The sequence below is a fragment of the Nonomuraea sp. NPDC050404 genome (assembly GCF_040655495.1).
GTDB lineage: Bacteria > Actinomycetota > Actinomycetes > Streptosporangiales > Streptosporangiaceae > Nonomuraea.
Window position 1 is genome coordinate 90,162 of the sequence record NZ_JBFAKB010000002.1, and the last position, 17,430, is coordinate 107,591.

Sequence of the window (17,430 nt, forward strand, 5' to 3'; positions counted from 1 at the left end):
GTTACGATCCCCCGAACACATCCGATGTATGTGGCCTGCAGGAGGCTTCATGCCGTCCGCCGCGATCCGGCTGTTCGTTTCACTGCTTCTCACCCTCTGCCTCACCGCCCTGCCCGCGCAGGCCGCGTCACCCAAGACCTGGAAGATCTCCGGCTTCCCCGGCGGCCCCTCGGCCGAACTCGCCCTCGATCCCGCGACCGGCACCCTCACGCTCGCGGTACACCGCCGCGGCACCCAGGTGCTGGCCCCGAGCCCGGTCGGCATCGTCACCGAACGAGCCGACCTGTCCCAGGGCTTACGCTTCTCACAACGCCGCGATCGCCTGGTGGCCGAGCGCTACACCGCCGTCGCGGGCAAGCGCCAGGAGCGGCGCGCCACGATGCGCGAGAGCACGCTCTCTTTCGCGAACGCCGCCGGCGCCCGCCTGGAACTCGTCATCAGGGTCGCACCGGACGGCGTGGCCTACCGCTACCGGCTGCCCTCCGACCACGGCGCCGTACTGAGCGAGACCTCCGCGTTCGTCGTGGACCAGGACGCACGGGCCTGGCTGGCGCAGCACCGCCGGGACTACGAGAACCCGTTCCTCCCCTACACCGCCGCGAGCGCGCCGGCGGCCGACTTCATGGTGCCCGCGCTGTTCGAGACCGGCGGCGGCCACCTCCTGGTCACCGAATCGGGGCTGGACGGCCGCTACTCGGGTCCCCGGCTGACGCACGAGCCGGGCACCGGCGCGTATCGCCTGCGGCTGTGGGACGAGCGGGTGCAGGTCTCGGGCCCGCTGGCCACGCCGTGGCGGGTGATGATCGCGGGAGACCTGGCCACGGTCACCGAATCGACGCTCGTGGACGACCTCGCCGAGGGCTCCAAGGTCCGTGACACCTCCTGGATCGAGCCCGGCCAGGTGTTGTGGACCTGGCTCGCGGGCGGCAAGGAGGCGGGGCAGAGCCTGGAGCGGCAGAAGGAGTTCGTGGACTACGCCGCCGCCCGCGGCTGGCCGTACGTGAAGGTGGACGCGGGCTGGTACTTCCTGAAGGACCAGTGGGACGTCACCGACCCCGACTGGGCCACCACGAGCTGGATCCCGGCGCTGGTCGAGTACGCGCGCGGCAAGAACGTCGAGATCATGGTCTGGATGCACTTCCGCGACCTCGACACGCCCGGGGAACGCGATCAGTGGCTGCCCGTCCTGCACCGGTGGGGCGTGCGCGGAGTCAAGATCGACTTCATGGACGCGGAGTCGCAGGAGCGGCTGCGCTGGTACGACGAGATCCTGCCCGCCACCGCCGCGAACCGGCTGATGGTCAACTTCCACGGCTCGACCATCCCCAAGGGCGTGCACCGCACCTGGCCGCACGTGCTGACCATGGAGGGCGTGCACGGCGCCGAGAAGCGCACCCTGTCCACCCAGCACCTGACCACCCTGCCCTTCACCAGGAACGTCGTCGGCTCCATGGACTACACGCCGATGGCATTCCACCGGGAGGGCCGGCCCACCTCCGACGCGCACGAGCTGGGCCTGGCGGTGACGTACGAGTCCGGCCTGCAGAACCTGGCGGGCACCGTCGCGTCCTACCGGGCCAGGCCGGAGGCGGAACGGTTCCTCGAACGGGTGCCGGCCGCCTGGGACGACACGCGGCTGCTGTCCGGGGCTCCGGGCGACCACGTGGTGCTGGCCAGGCGCTCGGGCGAGCGGTGGTTCCTGGGCGCGGGGGTGTCGGGCGCGGCGCGCACGCTCGACGTCCCGCTGACCATGTTGCGCGGCCGGTGGCTGGTCGAGGTGATCCGCGACGGCCCATCCGGGCTGGTACGCGAGAGCCACCGGATCGACGGCCCCCGCGACCGACTTTCTGTGCCGGTGCCCGCCGAGGGCGGGTACGCGGCCATCGCCTGCCGCTGGCGGCCGGGCATCACGACGTGCGACCGGTAGGTGCGAGGACATGAACCGACGGTTACTGGCAGGCTCCATCATCACGCTCCTCGGCGCGGCTCTCGCCGTCGTCCCCGGGGGCTCGTCCACGGTCGCCGCGGCGGCCGGCGAGCCGTACACGCTGTGGTACGACGAGCCCGCGCCCGACACGAACGAGGGCTGGGAGAGCCGGTCGTTGCCGATCGGCAACGGCGCGATGGGCGCGACCGTGTTCGGCGGGGTCGCGGCCGAACGACTGCAGTTCAACGACAAGACCCTGTGGACCGGCGGCCCCGGGGTGCCGGACTACAACTTCGGCAACTGGGACGCGCCAAGGCCGGGCGCGCTGGAGGCCGTCAGGGAGCGGATCTGGAAGGAGGGCGGCATCCCGGCCGAGGACGTGCTGGCCGCGCTGGGACTGAAGTCCGACACGCCGCGCCACCGCAGGTTCGGCGCGTACCAGAGCTTCGGCGACGTACGCCTGAGCTTCCCCGGCCTGCCGGAACGCGCCGCGGACTACCGCAGGGAGCTGGACGTCGAGCGCGGCGTGGCCGGCGTGTCCTTCCTGGCCGGGGACGTGCGGCACACGCGCGAGTACTTCGCCTCCGCGCCCGCGGGCGTGGTCGTGGCCCGGCTGGCCACCGACCGTCCCGGCGGCGTCGCCTTCACGGCCAGGATCGCGGTGCCGGCCAACCGCTCGGCGACCGCCACCGCCTCGGGCGGCCGGGTCACCGTCAAGGGCGCGCTCTCGAACAACGGCATGGCGTACGAGGCCCAGCTCCAGGTCCTGCACCGGGGCGGCACCAGGACCGACAACCCCGACGGGACCGTCACGGTGTCCGGCGCCGACTCGGCCGTCCTCATCCTGGGCACCGGCACCGACTACGCCGACGACTACCCTTCCTACCGGGGCAGGGACCCGCACGCCCGGCTCACCGCCCGCGTCAGCGCCGCCGCCGCGCAGGGTCACGCGAGGCTGCTGGCCGCGCACCGGGCCGACCATCGCGCGTTGTTCGGCCGGGTCGCGCTGGATCTCGGCGGCGTCATGCCGGCGCGTCCGACCGACGACCTGCTCGCCGCGTACGGCACCGGCGACCCGGCCGCCGACCGGGCCCTGGAACAGCTCTTCTACCAGTACGGCCGCTACCTGCTGATCGCCTCATCCCGCCCCGGCTCGCTGCCCGCCAACCTCCAGGGTGTCTGGAACGTCCTGGAGGCGCCGCCCTGGCAGTCGGACTACCACCTCAACATCAACCTGCAGATGAACTACTGGCCGGCCGAGCAGACCAACCTGGCGGAGCTGGCCGAACCCCTGCACACCTACGTCGACCGGCTGCGCGAGCCGGGCAGGGTCACCGCCGGGCAGATGTACGGCGCGGACGGCTGGGTCGCCCACCACGCCTCGAACATCTTCGGCCAGACCGGCGCCTGGGACCATCCGGCCTACTTCTTCCCCGAGTCGGGCGCCTGGCTGGCCGGCCAGCTCTACGACCACTACCGCTTCACCCTGGACGAACGTTTCCTGAAGCGGACCGCGTACCCGATCATGAAGGAGACCGCCCGCTTCTGGCGGGACTTCCTGCGGACCGACCCGCGTGACGGCAGCCTCGTCGCGGTGCCCAGCCGCTCGCCCGAGCTCGGCCCGTCCACCGCGGGCACGGCGATGTCCCAGCAGATCCTCTGGAACCTGTTCACCGACCTGCGCGACGCCGCGACGCTGCTCGGCGACGGGAAGGAGGCCAGGGCGGCGGCGGCCGTCCTGGAGCGGCTCGACCCCGGGCTGCGCGTCGGCAGGTGGGGGCAGTTGCAGGAGTGGAAGGACGACCGCGACGACCCGGCCGAGACGCACCGGCACGTCTCGCACCTGTTCGCCGTGCACCCCGGGCGGCAGGTCTCGCCGCGCACGACGCCGGAGCTGGCCGAGGCGGCGAAGGTGTCGCTCAACGCCCGTACCGACGTGGGCACCGGCTGGAGCAAGGCGTGGAAGATCAACTTCTGGGCGCGGCTGCTCGACGGTGACCGCGCGCACAAGCTGCTGGCCGACCAGCTCAGGACCAGCACGCTGGCCAACCTCTGGGACACCCATCCGCCGTTCCAGATCGACGGGAACTTCGGCGCCACGTCGGGCATGACCGAGATGCTGCTGCAGAGCCACCTCGGCACCATCGACCTGCTGCCCGCCCTGCCCGGGACCTGGCGGGACGGGCAGGTGTCGGGGCTGCGCGCCCGTGGCGCGCACACGCTCGACCTGGTGTGGCGCTCCGGGCGGCTGTCGGAGGTGAAGGTGACCCCGGACGAGCGCGGCACGGTCAGGCTGCGCAGCGACACCTTCCGCGACGGGGCCCGCGTCGTGGACGGGCGCGGCCGGCCGGTGTCCCACCGTGTCAACGGCGACCTCCTGACGTTCTCCGCCAAGGCCGGTGAACGCTACCGGATCACCTGAAACGAGGAAACACACGTTGTGAACTGGCTGCTCACCGGCACCCTGGTCGCCGGACTCCTGACCGCACCCGCCACCCCGCCGCATCGCGCCTGGACCGTCGAGGCCCCCGGCGGCGGGCCCGCCGCCACCGTCCGCCTCGACGAGCACGGCGCCCTGTCCGTGGCCGTGTCGCGGGACGGCGCGGCGGTGCTGGACCCCAGCCCGCTCGGGCTCACCACGGAGCAGGCGGACCTGACCACCGGCCTGAGCCTCACCGGCCGCTCCAGCCGGGCGGTGGTCGAGCAGTACTCGACCACCGCCGGAAAACGGCTCCAGCGCAGGTCCGTGATGAGGGAGACCCGGTTCCGTCTCGCCCGCGGCGATGCCCGGCTCGACCTGGTCGTCAGGGCCGCGGGCGACGGCGTCGCCTACCGCTACGAGCTGCCCGGCGCGGGCGCCGTCCGCGGCGAGACCTCGGCGTTCGCCGTTCCCGGCGGGTCTGCCGCCTGGCTGGCCGGGCACCGCCGCGACTACGAGAACCCGTTCGTCCGGTACTCCGACGTGCCGGCCGCCGAGTACCAGATGCCCGCCCTGTTCGAGGTGGGCCGGAACTACCTCCTGCTGGCCGAGTCAGCGCTGAACCGCTCCTACAGCGGCCCCCGCCTGGTACGCGACCAGCACGCCTACCGGATCGCCCTGTGGGACGAACGTGTCCCCTACACCGGCGGCCTGGTCACGCCCTGGCGGGTCATGGTCACCGGCGACCTCGCGACCGTCACCGAGTCCACCCTGGTCGACGACCTGGCGCCCGGCTCCAGGATCGCCGACACCTCGTGGATCAAGCCGGGCAAGGTGCTGTGGAGCTGGCTCGCGGGGGGCCGGCCCGTGCAGCAGAGCCTGGAGCGGCAGCAGGAGTTCGTCGACTACGCCGCGCGGCATCGCTGGCCGTACGTGCTGGTCGACGCCGGCTGGTACGACGACCCGGTCACCGGCGAGCGGGCCTGGACGGATCGCACGGCCGAGTTCACCTGGGTCCCCGAGCTGGTGGAGTACGGCCGGGCGCGCGGCGTCGGCATCATGGTGTGGCTACGATTCTCCGACTTCGACACCCCCGAGGAGCGCGCCTCACGCTTCGGGCTGCTGCGCCGGTGGGGGGTCAAGGGCGTCAAGCTCGACTTCATCGACTCCGAGGCGCAGGAGCGGCTGCGGTGGTACGACGAGACTCTGCGCGACTCGGCCGGCAACCGGCTGCTGGTCAACTTCCACGGCTCGAACGTGCCCAAAGGGATCAACCGGACCTGGCCGCACGTGATGACCATGGAAGGGGTGCACGGCGCGGAGAAGTCGTCGAACCTGACCACCGGCCATCTGGCGGCGCTGCCGTACACCAGGAATGCGATCGGCTCCATGGACTACACGCCGATGGCCTTCCAGCGGGACGGCCGGCCCACCTCCGACGCCCACGAGCTGGCGTTGTCGGTGATGTTCGAGTCGGGGCTGCAGAACCTGGCCGGATCGCTGGAGTCCTACCGCGCGCGGCCCGAGGCGGAACGTTTCCTGGACCAGGTGCCCACCGCCTGGGACGAGACGCGGCTGCTGTCCGGCCGGCCCGCCGATCACACGGTGCTGGCCAGGCGCGGCGGCGACCGCTGGTTCATCGGCGCCGGCGTTTCCGGGGCGGCCAGGACGCTCCGGGTGCCGATGGACTTCCTGCGGGGGCGGTGGCTGGTCGAGGTGACCGGCGACGGCGACGGCGGTCTCGTCCGCGAGGCCCACGTGGTGCGCGGCGGGACGCTGGCGGTGCCGGTCGGCGCGGAGGGCGGGTTCGCCGCCGTCGCGTGCCGCTGGCGGCCCGGCCTGACGACCTGCGCACGCTGAGGATTCCTCCGGTACGGCGGCCCCGTACCGGAGGAATCCCGCTCAGCCCTTGAGACCCGTGGTCGAGATCCCTTCGGTGATGCGGCGCTGGAAGATCAGGAAGAAGCCCAGGATCGGGATCAGCGACAACACCGCCATGGCGAGCATCGGGCCCCAGGTGGAGCCGCCGCTGGAGTCCATGAACGCGCGGAGGGCGAGCGGCACCGTGTAGGTGGACACATCGCTCAGATAGACGAGCTGGCTGAAGAAGTCGTCCCACGTCCAGATGAAGGTGAAGATCGCGGTGGTGATCAGCGCGGGCCGCGACAGGGGCACGATGATCCGCCAGTAGACCAGGACGGGCCCGCACCCGTCGATCCGCGCCGCGTCGTCCAGCTCGCGCGGCAGCGACCTGATGAACTGCACCATCAGGAAGATGAAGAACCCGTCCACGGCCAGGAACTTCGGCACGATCAGCGGCAGGAACGTGTCCACCCAGCCGAGGTACTTGAACAGCGTGTACTGCGGCACGATCAGCACGTGGATGGGCAACATGATCGAGATCAGCATGATCGCGAACCAGAGCCTCCTGAACCGGAAGCTCAGCCGGGCGAAGGCGTAGGCCGCCATCGAGCACGACATGACGTTGCCCGCCACCGCCGCCGCGGCGATGAGGAAGGAGTTGGCGAAGAACCCGCTGAACGGCACGCCCAGCGCGGTCCATCCGGTGGCGTAGTTGTCGGCGACCACGGTGCCCGGCACCAGGCCGGGATCGGTGAAGATCTCGTCGTTCGGCTTGAAGGAGGCGGAGATCAGCCAGAACAGCGGGTAGAGCATGATGAGCGCGCCTGCCAGGACCAGCAGGTGTACGGCCCAGCGGCGGCTAGTCGGCATAGTGCACCCAATACCTCGCGGAACGGAAGGCCAGCGCGGTGAAGGCCACGGTGACCAGGAGCAGCACCCAGGCCAGCGCGGAGGCGTAGCCCATCCGGAAGTTCCCGAAGCCCTCCTGGTAGATGAACAGCGTGTAGAACAGCGTGGCGTCCGCCGGTCCCCCGGTTCCGCCGCTGATGATGAAGGCGGGGGTGAACGCCTTGAAGGCGTTGACCGTCTGCAGCACCAGGTTGAAGAAGATGATCGGGCTGAGCATGGGCAGCGTGATGCGGAAGAACGCGCGCACCCGCCCGGCGCCGTCCACCGCGGCGGCGTCGTACAACTCGGCCGGGATCTGCTTCAGCCCGGCCAGGAAGATCAGCATGGGCGAGCCGAACTGCCAGACGTGCAGCACGATCAGCGTGTAGATCGCGTACTCGGGGGTGGAGATCCAGCTCGGGCCCACGATGCCGAGGTACAGCAGGGCGTCGTTGATCAGGCCGTCGGCCCCGAAGATCTGTTTCCACAGGATCGCCACCGCGACGCTGCCGCCCAGCAGCGACGGCAGGTAGTACGCGGCGCGATAGACGCCGACGCCGCGCATGGGCCTGTTCAGCAGCACCGCGACCAGCAGCGCGAACGCGCCGGACAGCGGCACGGACAGGACGACGTAGATCAGCGTGACCCGCACGGCGTTGACGAAGTGCGGGTCCTCGGTGAGCATCCTGGCGTAGTTGTCCAGCCCCACGAAGGACGGGGCGGTGAGCAGGTCGAAATCGGTGAACGAGAGCGCCAGTGAGGCCAGGATCGGCCCGCCGGTCAGCAGGAGCAGACCGGCGAACCAGGGCAGCAGGAAGAGGTAGGCGGCGCGCCCCTCTACTTGAGCACTCGTCCGGCTTCTTCGAAGAATCGGGCCACCCCCTGATCGATGGTGAGCTTGCCGAACCCGATCTGCTGGTTGACGTTGGTGAGCACCTTGTTGTGCAGTTCGCCGGCCCCGAGCAGCTGCGGCGGCGGGAGCGGGCCGACCTGGGCCTTGATCGAGTCGATGTAGGCGTAGACCACCTGCTCCGGCCGCGACGCCTTGGGCTGCAGCACGGCGCGAATCGGGGCGGCGGGCGGCACGCCGCGCTCGGAGCCGAGCCGGCCGGCCACGTCCGGGTCGGCGATGAGCGCGTTGACCAGGGCCACCGCGTCGTCCTTGGCCTTGGTGCCCGAGCTGACGGTCAGGAGCATCGACGGCTTGTAGTACTGGCCCGGCTTGTCGCCGGTCGGGAAGGTGTGCACGTCGATCTCGTCCTTGGTGAGCGACATGTAGGCGGTGAGCTGGTTGGACCAGGCGAAGTCCATGACCGCCTTGCGGGTGGCGACCAGGCTGTTCTGCACGTCTCCCAGCGCGGTGGCCTGGACGTCCGGCGGGGTGGCCGCGCCCGCCTTGCGCAGGCCGTCCCAGAAGGTGAACCACTCCTTCAGGTCGTCCTGGTCGTAGGCCAGGGCGCCGTCGGTGGTGAAGAACATCTTGCCGCGCCCCAGCAGCCAGTTCTCCAGCGCGCCGCCGTCCTGGCCGCCGTCCTCGGTGCCGAAGACGCCCTTGCCGGCCAGCTCCTTGGCCAGTTCGCCGTACTCGGGCCAGGTGAAGGTGGCGGGGATCTCCACTCCGCGCTCGGCGGCCAGGGTCTTGTTGACGATGAGGGCCATGGAGTTGATGCCGAAGTTCACGGCGTACTGCTTGCCGTCGATCTTGCCCGCGTTCACCACGTCGGGCTCCAGGCCGGACAGGTCCAGGCCCTTGCCGACGTACGGGCCCAGGTCCAGCAGGCTGCCGCGCCTGGCGTACTCGCTGAGGTAGGAGTAGTCCATCTGGATCACGTCAGGGGCGTTGCCGCCCGCGGTCTGGGTCGCCAGCTTCTCCCAGTAGCCGTCCCAGCCGGAGAACTGGGTCTTGATCACGACGCCGGGCTTCTTCTTCTTGAAGGCCTCGATGGCCTGCTGGGTCGCGGTATGGCGCGCGGTGCTGCCCCACCACGCGAACTGGAGACCGCCGCCCTGGCTTCCGCCTCCGGCGCAGCCGGCGGAAGTGGCGAGGGTCAGGGTGGCCGCGGCTTGTAGGAATCCTCGTCTGCTGAGATCACTCATGCGGGAGTGTCCGTCCATGAGCCGAGCGAATATTTAACTTTGGACGTTAAATGCTCGGTTCCCGCCGGGTCAACGTCACCCGGCGCAACGCTCAGCCGACGTGCACGAGGGGACGGCGGTCGGCGTCGGGCTCGGCCTGGCGCAGGACCTCCCTGGTCAGGGGCGGCACGTCGCCGCCGCCGAAGATCAGGTAGCGCAGCAGCGCGCCGATGGGGTTGCCTTCGGCGGCCCAGTGGAAGTACACGTGCGGTGTCTTGCCGGTCTGGTCGCGCAGGTGCAGCAGCAGGGCGGCGATGGAGTTGGCGACGGTGGTGCTCTGCATGCGCAGGATGCGGAAGCCGTGCCGCTCCTCGCCGACGACGTGCAACTCGCCGGCGAACTCGGAGGCGTCCGGGATGGTGACCTCCAGGAAGAGCAGGCCCTCACCGGTACGCAGCCGGTGCAGCTCCCACGCCTCGCGGGCCTTGTCGACGTACTCCTTGGCGTCGCGGGCGTGCGGCTCGTTGGCGATCAGGTAGAGCTCGCCGGCCTCGTTGATGAAGCGGCGGGCGCAGTCGTCCAGGTGGATGGAGGTGACGCGGAGCTCGGTGGAGCGGGTGGCCCGGGAGATGAGCGAGATGGTGACGATGGCCAGCACGAACAGCAGGGCGATCACCAGGCCGTCGGGGCGTTCGATGATGTTGGCGACGGTGGCGTAGGCGAAGACCAGGCTGACGATCCCGAAGAAGACGGCGGACCTGATGTGCCGCCGGTGCCAGGCGGACAGGGTGACCGCGACGGCGGCCGACAGGATCAGGGCCAGGATGCCGGTGGCGTACGCGCCGCTCTGGGCGTCCACCTCGGCGCCGAAGACGAACGTGATGAGGAACGCGATGGCGGTGAAGACCAGCACCATGGGCCGGTTGGCACGGGTCCAGTCCGGCGCCATGCCGTAGCGGGGCAGGTAGCGCGGCACGATGTTGAGCAGCCCGGCCAGGGCGGAGGCGCCGGCGAACCACAGGATGGCGATGGTGGACAGGTCGTAGGCGGTGCCGAACCAGTCGCCCAGGTAGAGGTGGGCCAGGTAGGCCAGGGCGCGGCCGTTGGCCGACCCGCCCTCGGCGAACTCCTCGGCGGGGATGAGCACGGTGGTGGCGAAGCTGGAGGTGATCAGGAAGACGCTCATGATGAGCGCGGCGGTGGTCAGCAGCTTGCGCGCGCCCTTGATGCGCTGGGCGAGGTCGCCCTTGACCAGCGGCATGACGGCCACGCCCGTCTCGAAGCCGGACAGCCCCAGGGCGAGCTTCGGCATCACGTACAGCGCGACCGCCACCATCGCGATCGGGCTGGAGTAGTCGCTACTGAGCGTGTTCTGCCAGCCGGTCACCTGCTCGGGATGGGCCAGCACGCGCAGCAGCGCGGTGCCGACCACGATCACGTTCAGCAGCAGGTAGACGGCGACCAGGACGACCGCGATGGAGATGGCCTCGCTGAACCCGGCCAGGAACACCCCGCCGAGCGCGGCGATCAGCATCAGCGTGACCGGCACCTGCCAGGACTCCCATGCGTGCGGCACGAACGGGTTGTGCAGGATGTGCGCGGTCGCGTCCGCCGCCGACAGGGTGATGGTGATGATGAACGCGGTGGCCACGAAGCCGAGCAGGAACAACACCAGGAGCTTGCCGCGCCAGCCGGGCAGCAGCCGCTCCAGCATCGACAACGAGCCCAGCCCGTTCGGGCTCTGCTCGGCCACCGCGCGGTACGTCGGCAGCGCGCCGATCAGGGTCAGCGCGACGAGCAACATCGTGGCCACCGGGCTGAGCGCGCCGGCCGCCAGGGCGGCGATGCCGGGCTGGTAGCCGAGGGTGGAGAAGTAGTCCACGCCCGTCAGGCACATCACCTGCCACCACTTGTGCCGGTGGCCGGGGTCCTCCTCCTGCGGGGCTTGGTTGGCCAGGCCCTCGGGGTGCTGCAAGCCCTTCAGCAGCCACCGGCGCAGCGCCGTTCCCGGCATAGCCGCACGCTGGTCCACCTCGGTCACCGGGGCCCTCCATCAAGGATTCGTCAAGACAAAGGGCAATCTAGTGACGAGGAGGACGGTATCCGCATGATCAGGGCGTCAAGAAAACGTCAATATTCGCAGCGGGTTTCTCAGGGCGTGAACCGGTAGCCCATCCCCGGCTCGGTGATCAGGTGCCTGGGGCGGCCCGGGTCGCGCTCCAGTTTCCTGCGCAGCTGGGCCATGTACTGGCGCAGGTAGTGCGTCTCCTTGGTGAAGCGGCTGCCCCACACCTCGGTGAGGATCTGCCGCTGGCTGATCAGCTTGCCGGGGTGGCGCAGCAGCAGCTCCAGGATGTGCCACTCGGTCGGGGTGAGCCGTACGCTGCCGGAGACGGTCTTCCTGGTCAGGTCGATGACGTGGTCGCCGACCTGGATGGTGGCCAGCTCCGCGTCCTGGATGGCGGTGCGCCGGGTGACGGCCCGTACGCGGGCGAGCAGTTCGTCGATGCCGAACGGTTTCGTCACGTAGTCGTCGGCGCCGGCGTCCAGGGCGTCGATCTTGTCCTGGTTCCCCGCCCGGCCGGACAGCACGATGATCGGGATGGTGGTCCAGCCGCGCAGGCCGTGGATGACGTCCACACCGTCCAGGTCCGGCAGCCCCAGATCGAGGATGACCAGGTCGGGGGCGGCGTCCACGGCGGCCCTGAGCGCCGAGGCGCCGTCGGGGGCGACGGCGACCTCGTAGTGGCGGGCGGCCAGGTTGATGCGCAGCGCGCGCAGGATCTGCGGTTCGTCGTCGACGATGAGGATGCGGGTCATGATCTGCTCGCGATGGGGAGCGTGAGGATCATGGTGAGTCCTCCTCCTGGAGTCTCTTCGGGTACGAGGCTGCCGCCCATCGCCTCGGTCAGGCCGCGTGAGAGCGCCAGGCCGAGCCCGACGCCGGAGTGGTTGTCGCGGTCGCCGAGCCGCTGGAACGGCTGGAAGACCCGGTCGTGGGCCTCGGGCGGGATGCCGGGGCCGCGGTCCATGACGCGGATCTCGACGTACTCGCCGTGCCAGCTGGCGGTGATCAGCACGGTCTTGCCGGGTGGGCTGTAGCGGACCGAGTTGGCCATCAGGTTGGCCAGCACGCGCTCCAGCAGGGCCGGGTCGGCGAGGATGTCGGGCAGCTCGATGGAGATGTCGCCCTCGATCCGATCCCGTAACGGCCCCAGGTCGTCGATGGCGCGGGGCACGACCTCCTCCAGGGCGGTCGGCTCCGGGGTGACGCCCAGCACGCCCGCCTGCAGCCGGCTCATGTCGAGCAGGTTCGTCACCAGCCGGTCCAGCTTGTCCAAGGACTCGCGCGCGGTGTCCAGCAGTTCCGCGCGATCCTGCGGCGACCAGGCGACGCCGGTGTTGCCCAGGCTCTCCACCGCGGCCTTGGCCGAGGCGAGCGGGGTGCGCAGGTCGTGGCTGACGGCGGCGAGCAGCGCGGTGCGCATCCGGTCGGCCTCGGCCAGCGGCCTGGCCTGCTCGGCCTCCTGCTGGAGGCGTTCCTGGCGCAGCGCGACCGCGGCCTCGGCGGCGAACGCCTCCAGCACCGTGCGGTCGGCGGCGTCCAGCGGCCCGCCCTGCGCGGCCAGGATCATGTCGTCGTCGATGACCACGTCGGTGTCGGCCCGGCCGGGGCAGGTGGCCGGCTCGCCTCCCGAGGTGGCCACGATGCGCCAGGCGTCCGGATCGCCCAGATCGTCGGGAACCGGCTCCCCCTGGCGTTCGAGCAGCGTGACCGAGGCCAGGCCGAACGTCTCACGCATGCGTTCCAGCAGGGACGGCACGGCGGCCTCGCCGCGCAGCACGTGCCCGGCCAGCGTGGACAACAACTCGGCGTCGGCACTGGCGCGGGCGGCCTCGCGGGTACGGCGGGCCGCGAGGTCCACGATCGTGCTGACCGCGGCGGCGACCAGCACGAACACCACCAGCGCGAACAGGTTCTCCGGATCGGAGATGGTGAACTCACCCACCGGCGGCGTGAAGTACCAGTTGAGCAGCAGCGACCCGCCGACCGCCGCCGTGATGGCCGGCCACATCCCGCCCGCCAGCGCGACCCCGACGGTCAGCGTGAGAAAGAACAGAATCTCGCTGGGCAGCGACAACACGTCCCTGAACGGCGCGAGCACAGCGGTCAGCAGCGGCATCCCGGCCACCGCCAGCGCCCACCCCGCCAGGCGTCGGGTGCGGGTGAGCGCGGCACGCGAGCGGGCCGGCCTGCGGCGGCCCTTCTTGGCCTCCTCGTGCGTGATCATGTGCACGTCGATGGAGCCGGACCGGGAAGTGGTCTCCACTCCGACCCCGCGCGCGAAGATCTGCGCGAACCGGCCACGCCGGGAGGCGCCGAGGACGAGCTGGGTGGCGTTGACGCCGCGGGCGAAGTCGAGCAGCGCCCGCGGGATGTCGTCGCCGACGACCTGGTGGTAGGTGCCGCCCATGCTCTCCACCAGCGTGCGCTGGCGGGCCAGGTTGCCCGGATCGGCCCCGGCCAGCCCGTCGGCGCTGGTCACGTGCACGGCCAGCAGGTCGGCTCCCTTGGTACGGGCCGCGATGCGGGCGGCCCTGCGTACCAGCGTGTCGCCCTCCGGGCCGCCGGTCAGCGCGACCACCACCCGCTCCCGCGTCTCCCAGGTGCCCTGGATGCCGTGATCGGCGCGGTAACGGTCAAGCTGGTCGTCCACCTTGCCCGCCACCCACAACAGCGCCAGCTCGCGCAGCGCGGTCAGGTTGCCGACCCGGAAGTAGTTCGACAGTGCCGCGTCCACCTTCGACGGGGCATAGATGTTGCCGTGCGCCATCCGGCGGCGCAGCGCCTCCGGCGACATGTCGACCAGCTCCACCTGGTTCGCCCGGCGTACCACCTCGTCCGGCACGGTCTCGCGCTGCGGAACCCCGGTGATCTCCTGCACCACGTCGTTGACCGACTCCAGGTGCTGGACGTTGACCGTGGAGACGACGTCGATCCCGGCGTCCAGGATCTCGTCGATGTCCTGCCAGCGCTTGGCGTTCTTCGAGCCGGGCACGTTGGTGTGGGCCAGCTCGTCGATCAGCGCCACCTTGGGCGCGCGCTCGATGACCGCCCGGACGTCCAGCTCGGTGAAGGTCGCCCCCCGGTGGACCAGCGTCCGGCGGGGGATGACTTCGAGGCCGTCGAGCAGTTCGGCGGTGCGGGCGCGGCCGTGGGTCTCGACGAAGCCCACGACCACGTCACGGTCCCGTTCGATCGCCCGGCGCGCCTCGCCGAGCATCGCGTAGGTCTTGCCCACCCCGGGGGCCGCCCCGAGGTAGACCCGCAGGCGGCCCCTCCTCATGACCGGTCCAGGGCCAGGTTGAGCTCCAGCACGTTGACCGCGGGTTCGCCCATGAAGCCGAGCGCCCGGCCGGCCGTGTGCGCACCGATCAACGCCTTCACCCGATCGAGGGGCAGACCGCGCTCCTTCGCGACCCGGGGCGCCTGGAGGTCGGCGTAGGCCACCGAGATGTGCGGGTCCAGGCCGGAGCCGCTGGAGGTCACCGCGTCGGCGGGCACCGCCACGGTGGTCACGTCCCCACGGACGGGAACGGTGCGACCGGCCGCGTAGTCCTCGCCAGGCTTGGCGCACTCGACCTTCTTGCCCTGGTAGGTGCCGGTGAAGGGCGCGGCCGGGCATGCCTGGTTGACGGCGACGGCCCGGTCGGGGAAGACCTTCAGCACCGCGCCTGCCCCGTCGGGAGTGCAGTACGGGCGGGCGCCGCTGACGCCTTCCAACTCGCCGATCGCCTTGGAGCGGGCGCAGACCTGGGTGAGCAGTGACTGCTTGCCCTCCTCCGCGCCGACGGGCAGCACGTCGATGACGTCCTCGGGGCCGAGGTTGCTGGCGCTGGTGGAGGTCGGGTCGTAGCCGTCGCCGGCGGCGGACGGGCGGGACTGGAAGTACTTCCCGACCGGGTTGCCGTCAGTGTCGGTGAAGGACTGGCCGATCAGCGAGCTGCCCCGGCCGCCCTCCACCATGGAGCCGTTGGCCCGGTCGTTGAACACGGCCTGGGCCACGCCGGTGGTGACCAGCGGATAGATGAGGCCTAGCAGCACCGTGAACACGGCGACCGCGCGAAGGGCGGCGAGGTGCTGGCGCAGCCAGCTGGGCAGGCGTTCCATTTAACTCATCCCCGGAAGGAACTGGATCAGAAGGTCGATGATCTTGATGCCGATGAAGGGTGCGATGATGCCGCCCAGGCCGTAGACGTACAAGTTGCGCGACAGCAGCTTGGAGGCGCTGGAGGGGCGGTAGCGGACGCCTCGGAGCGAGAGCGGGATCAGCGCGATGATGATCAGTGCGTTGAAGATGACCGCCGACAGGATCGCCGACTGCGGGCTGGCCAGGCGCATGATGTTGAGCGTGTCCAGGCCCGGGTAGACGGCCGCGAACATGGCCGGGATGATCGCGAAGTACTTCGCGATGTCGTTCGCGATCGAGAACGTGGTCAGCGCGCCCCTGGTGATCAGGAGTTGCTTGCCGATCTCGACGATCTCGATCAGCTTGGTCGGGTTGGAGTCGAGGTCCACCATGTTCCCGGCCTCTTTGGCGGCGCTCGTGCCGCTGTTCATGGCCACGCCGACGTCGGACTGCGCCAGGGCGGGGGCGTCGTTGGTGCCGTCGCCGGTCATCGCCACGAGGCGGCCGCCCTCCTGCTCCTTCCTGATCAGGGCGAGCTTGTCCTCGGGGGTGGCCTCGGCGAGGAAGTCGTCCACGCCGGCCTCGTCCGCGATGGCCTTGGCGGTCAGCGGGTTGTCGCCGGTGATCATGACGGTGCGGATGCCCATCCGGCGCATCTCGTCGAAGCGTTCCCGCATGCCCGCCTTGACCACGTCCTTGAGGTGGATCACCCCCAGGACCCGGCCCTTCTCCGCCACCACGAGGGGCGTGCCGCCGGAGGCCGAGATGCCGTCCACCAGGTGTCCGATCTGGTCGGTCGGGTGGCCGCCCGCGTCACGTACCCACTTCATCACCGCCGTCGCGGCGCCCTTGCGGACTTCGCGCCCGTCCAGGTTCACCCCGGACATGCGGGTCTGCGCGGTGAACCGCACCCACTCGGCGCCGTGGATCTCGCGCTCGCGCAGCCCGTAGTGCTGCTTGGCGAACACCACGATCGAACGGCCCTCGGGCGTCTCGTCGGCCAGGCTGGACAACTGCGCCGCCTCGGCGAGTTCCTGCTCGCCGATCCCGTCCACCGGGACGAACTCGGCGGCCTGCCGGTTGCCCAGCGTGATCGTGCCGGTCTTGTCCAGCAGCAGCGTGGACACGTCCCCGGCCGCCTCGACCGCCCGGCCCGACATGGCCAGGACGTTGCGCTGGACCAGGCGGTCCATGCCGGCGATGCCGATCGCCGACAGCAGCGCGCCGATCGTGGTCGGGATCAGGCAGACCAGCAGGGACACCAGGACGACGCCGGTCACGCCGTTCCCGTCCAGGGCGAGGGAGTCCGGCACGCCCGGGTTGATGGACTTGGAGTAGATCGCGAGGGGCTGCATGGTCACGGTGGCGACCAGGAAGATGATCGTCAGCGCGGCCAGCAGGATGTTCAGCGCGATCTCGTTCGGTGTCTTCTGCCGGTTCGCGCCCTCCACCAGGGCGATCATCCGGTCGATGAAGCTCTCGCCGGGCTTCTGGGTGATCCGCACGACGATCCGGTCCGACAGGACCTTGGTTCCGCCCGTCACGGCGCTGCGGTCGCCGCCGGACTCGCGGATCACGGGGGCGGACTCGCCGGTGATGGCCGACTCGTCCACGCTCGCGATGCCGTCCACGACGTCGCCGTCGCCCGGGATGGTCTCCCCGGCCTCCACCACGACGAAGTCGCCCTGCCTGAGCTCGGGCGCGCCCACCGTGTCCCACTCGGCCGAGTTCCCGTCCTTCAGGCGGCGGGCCCGGGTGTCGGTCTTGGCCCTGCGCAACGTGGCGGCCTGCGCCTTGCCCCGGCCCTCCGCGACGGCCTCGGCCAGGTTGGCGAAGACCACGGTCAGCCACAACCACACCACGATCGCCCAGGCGAAGAACGACGGGTCCAGTACGGCCAGCACGGTAGTGAACACCGCGCCGATCTCCACGACGAACATGACCGGGTTGCGCCACAACGTCGCCGGGTTCAGTTTCCTCAGCGCGTCCGGCAGCGAGGCGACCAGCTGTTTCGGGTCGAGCAGGCCGCTCTTCGGTGCCGGCTTCTCCAGCACGGGGGTGGTCAT

At 70.6% G+C, this 17,430-nt stretch carries 11 protein-coding genes; 3 read left to right on the plus strand and 8 right to left on the minus strand.

Annotated features, from left to right (window positions below; translation table 11 throughout):
- Positions 1-49: 49 nt before the first annotated feature.
- From AB0I81_RS05610 to AB0I81_RS05620, 3 genes are read left to right on the plus strand one after another with little or no spacing between them, the layout of a single operon-like run.
- Entirely contained in the window at positions 50-1,927 is a 1,878-nt protein-coding gene (locus tag AB0I81_RS05610) for a glycoside hydrolase family 97 catalytic domain-containing protein (RefSeq protein WP_360650484.1), read from the plus strand.
- A gap of 10 nt (positions 1,928-1,937) precedes the next feature.
- Complete coding sequence (locus tag AB0I81_RS05615) at positions 1,938-4,349, plus strand: glycoside hydrolase N-terminal domain-containing protein (RefSeq protein ID WP_360650488.1); 2,412 nt, start codon at positions 1,938-1,940, stop codon at positions 4,347-4,349.
- An 18-nt stretch (positions 4,350-4,367) separates the two neighbouring features.
- Positions 4,368-6,206, plus strand: coding sequence for a glycoside hydrolase family 97 catalytic domain-containing protein (locus AB0I81_RS05620; protein WP_360650491.1), 1,839 nt, complete (start codon positions 4,368-4,370; stop codon positions 6,204-6,206).
- Positions 6,207-6,248: 42 nt separating this feature from the next.
- On the opposite strand, the gene AB0I81_RS05625 is transcribed toward AB0I81_RS05620, so the two are convergent.
- From AB0I81_RS05625 to kdpB, 8 genes are all read right to left on the minus strand, one after another.
- The gene (locus AB0I81_RS05625; protein ID WP_360650494.1) at positions 6,249-7,079 is read right to left on the minus strand and encodes a carbohydrate ABC transporter permease; all 831 of its coding nucleotides are present in this window, start codon (positions 7,077-7,079) and stop codon (positions 6,249-6,251) included.
- A complete protein-coding gene (locus AB0I81_RS05630; RefSeq protein WP_360652010.1) occupies positions 7,069-7,968 on the minus strand; it encodes a sugar ABC transporter permease in 900 nt (299 codons plus the stop codon). Before AB0I81_RS05630 ends, AB0I81_RS05625 begins: the two co-directional genes overlap by 11 nt.
- The gene (locus tag AB0I81_RS05635; RefSeq protein WP_360650497.1) at positions 7,935-9,194 is read right to left on the minus strand and encodes an extracellular solute-binding protein; all 1,260 of its coding nucleotides are present in this window, start codon (positions 9,192-9,194) and stop codon (positions 7,935-7,937) included. The genes AB0I81_RS05630 and AB0I81_RS05635 overlap by 34 nt, the downstream gene beginning before the upstream one ends.
- A 91-nt stretch (positions 9,195-9,285) precedes the next feature.
- Complete coding sequence (locus tag AB0I81_RS05640) at positions 9,286-11,214, minus strand: amino acid transporter (RefSeq protein ID WP_360650500.1); 1,929 nt, start codon at positions 11,212-11,214, stop codon at positions 9,286-9,288.
- A gap of 110 nt (positions 11,215-11,324) precedes the next feature.
- Positions 11,325-11,993 carry a response regulator gene (locus tag AB0I81_RS05645; RefSeq protein ID WP_360650503.1) on the minus strand — a complete coding sequence of 223 codons (669 nt, stop codon included), beginning with the start codon at positions 11,991-11,993 and terminating at the stop codon, positions 11,325-11,327.
- Positions 11,990-14,521 carry a DUF4118 domain-containing protein gene (locus AB0I81_RS05650; protein ID WP_360650506.1) on the minus strand — a complete coding sequence of 844 codons (2,532 nt, stop codon included), beginning with the start codon at positions 14,519-14,521 and terminating at the stop codon, positions 11,990-11,992. The genes AB0I81_RS05645 and AB0I81_RS05650 overlap by 4 nt, the downstream gene beginning before the upstream one ends.
- Complete coding sequence (locus AB0I81_RS05655; protein ID WP_360650509.1) at positions 14,518-15,345, minus strand: potassium-transporting ATPase subunit C; 828 nt, start codon at positions 15,343-15,345, stop codon at positions 14,518-14,520. The genes AB0I81_RS05650 and AB0I81_RS05655 overlap by 4 nt, the downstream gene beginning before the upstream one ends.
- On the minus strand, positions 15,346-17,430 hold the full coding sequence (kdpB, locus tag AB0I81_RS05660; RefSeq protein ID WP_360650512.1) for a potassium-transporting ATPase subunit KdpB: 2,085 nt from the start codon (positions 17,428-17,430) through the stop codon (positions 15,346-15,348).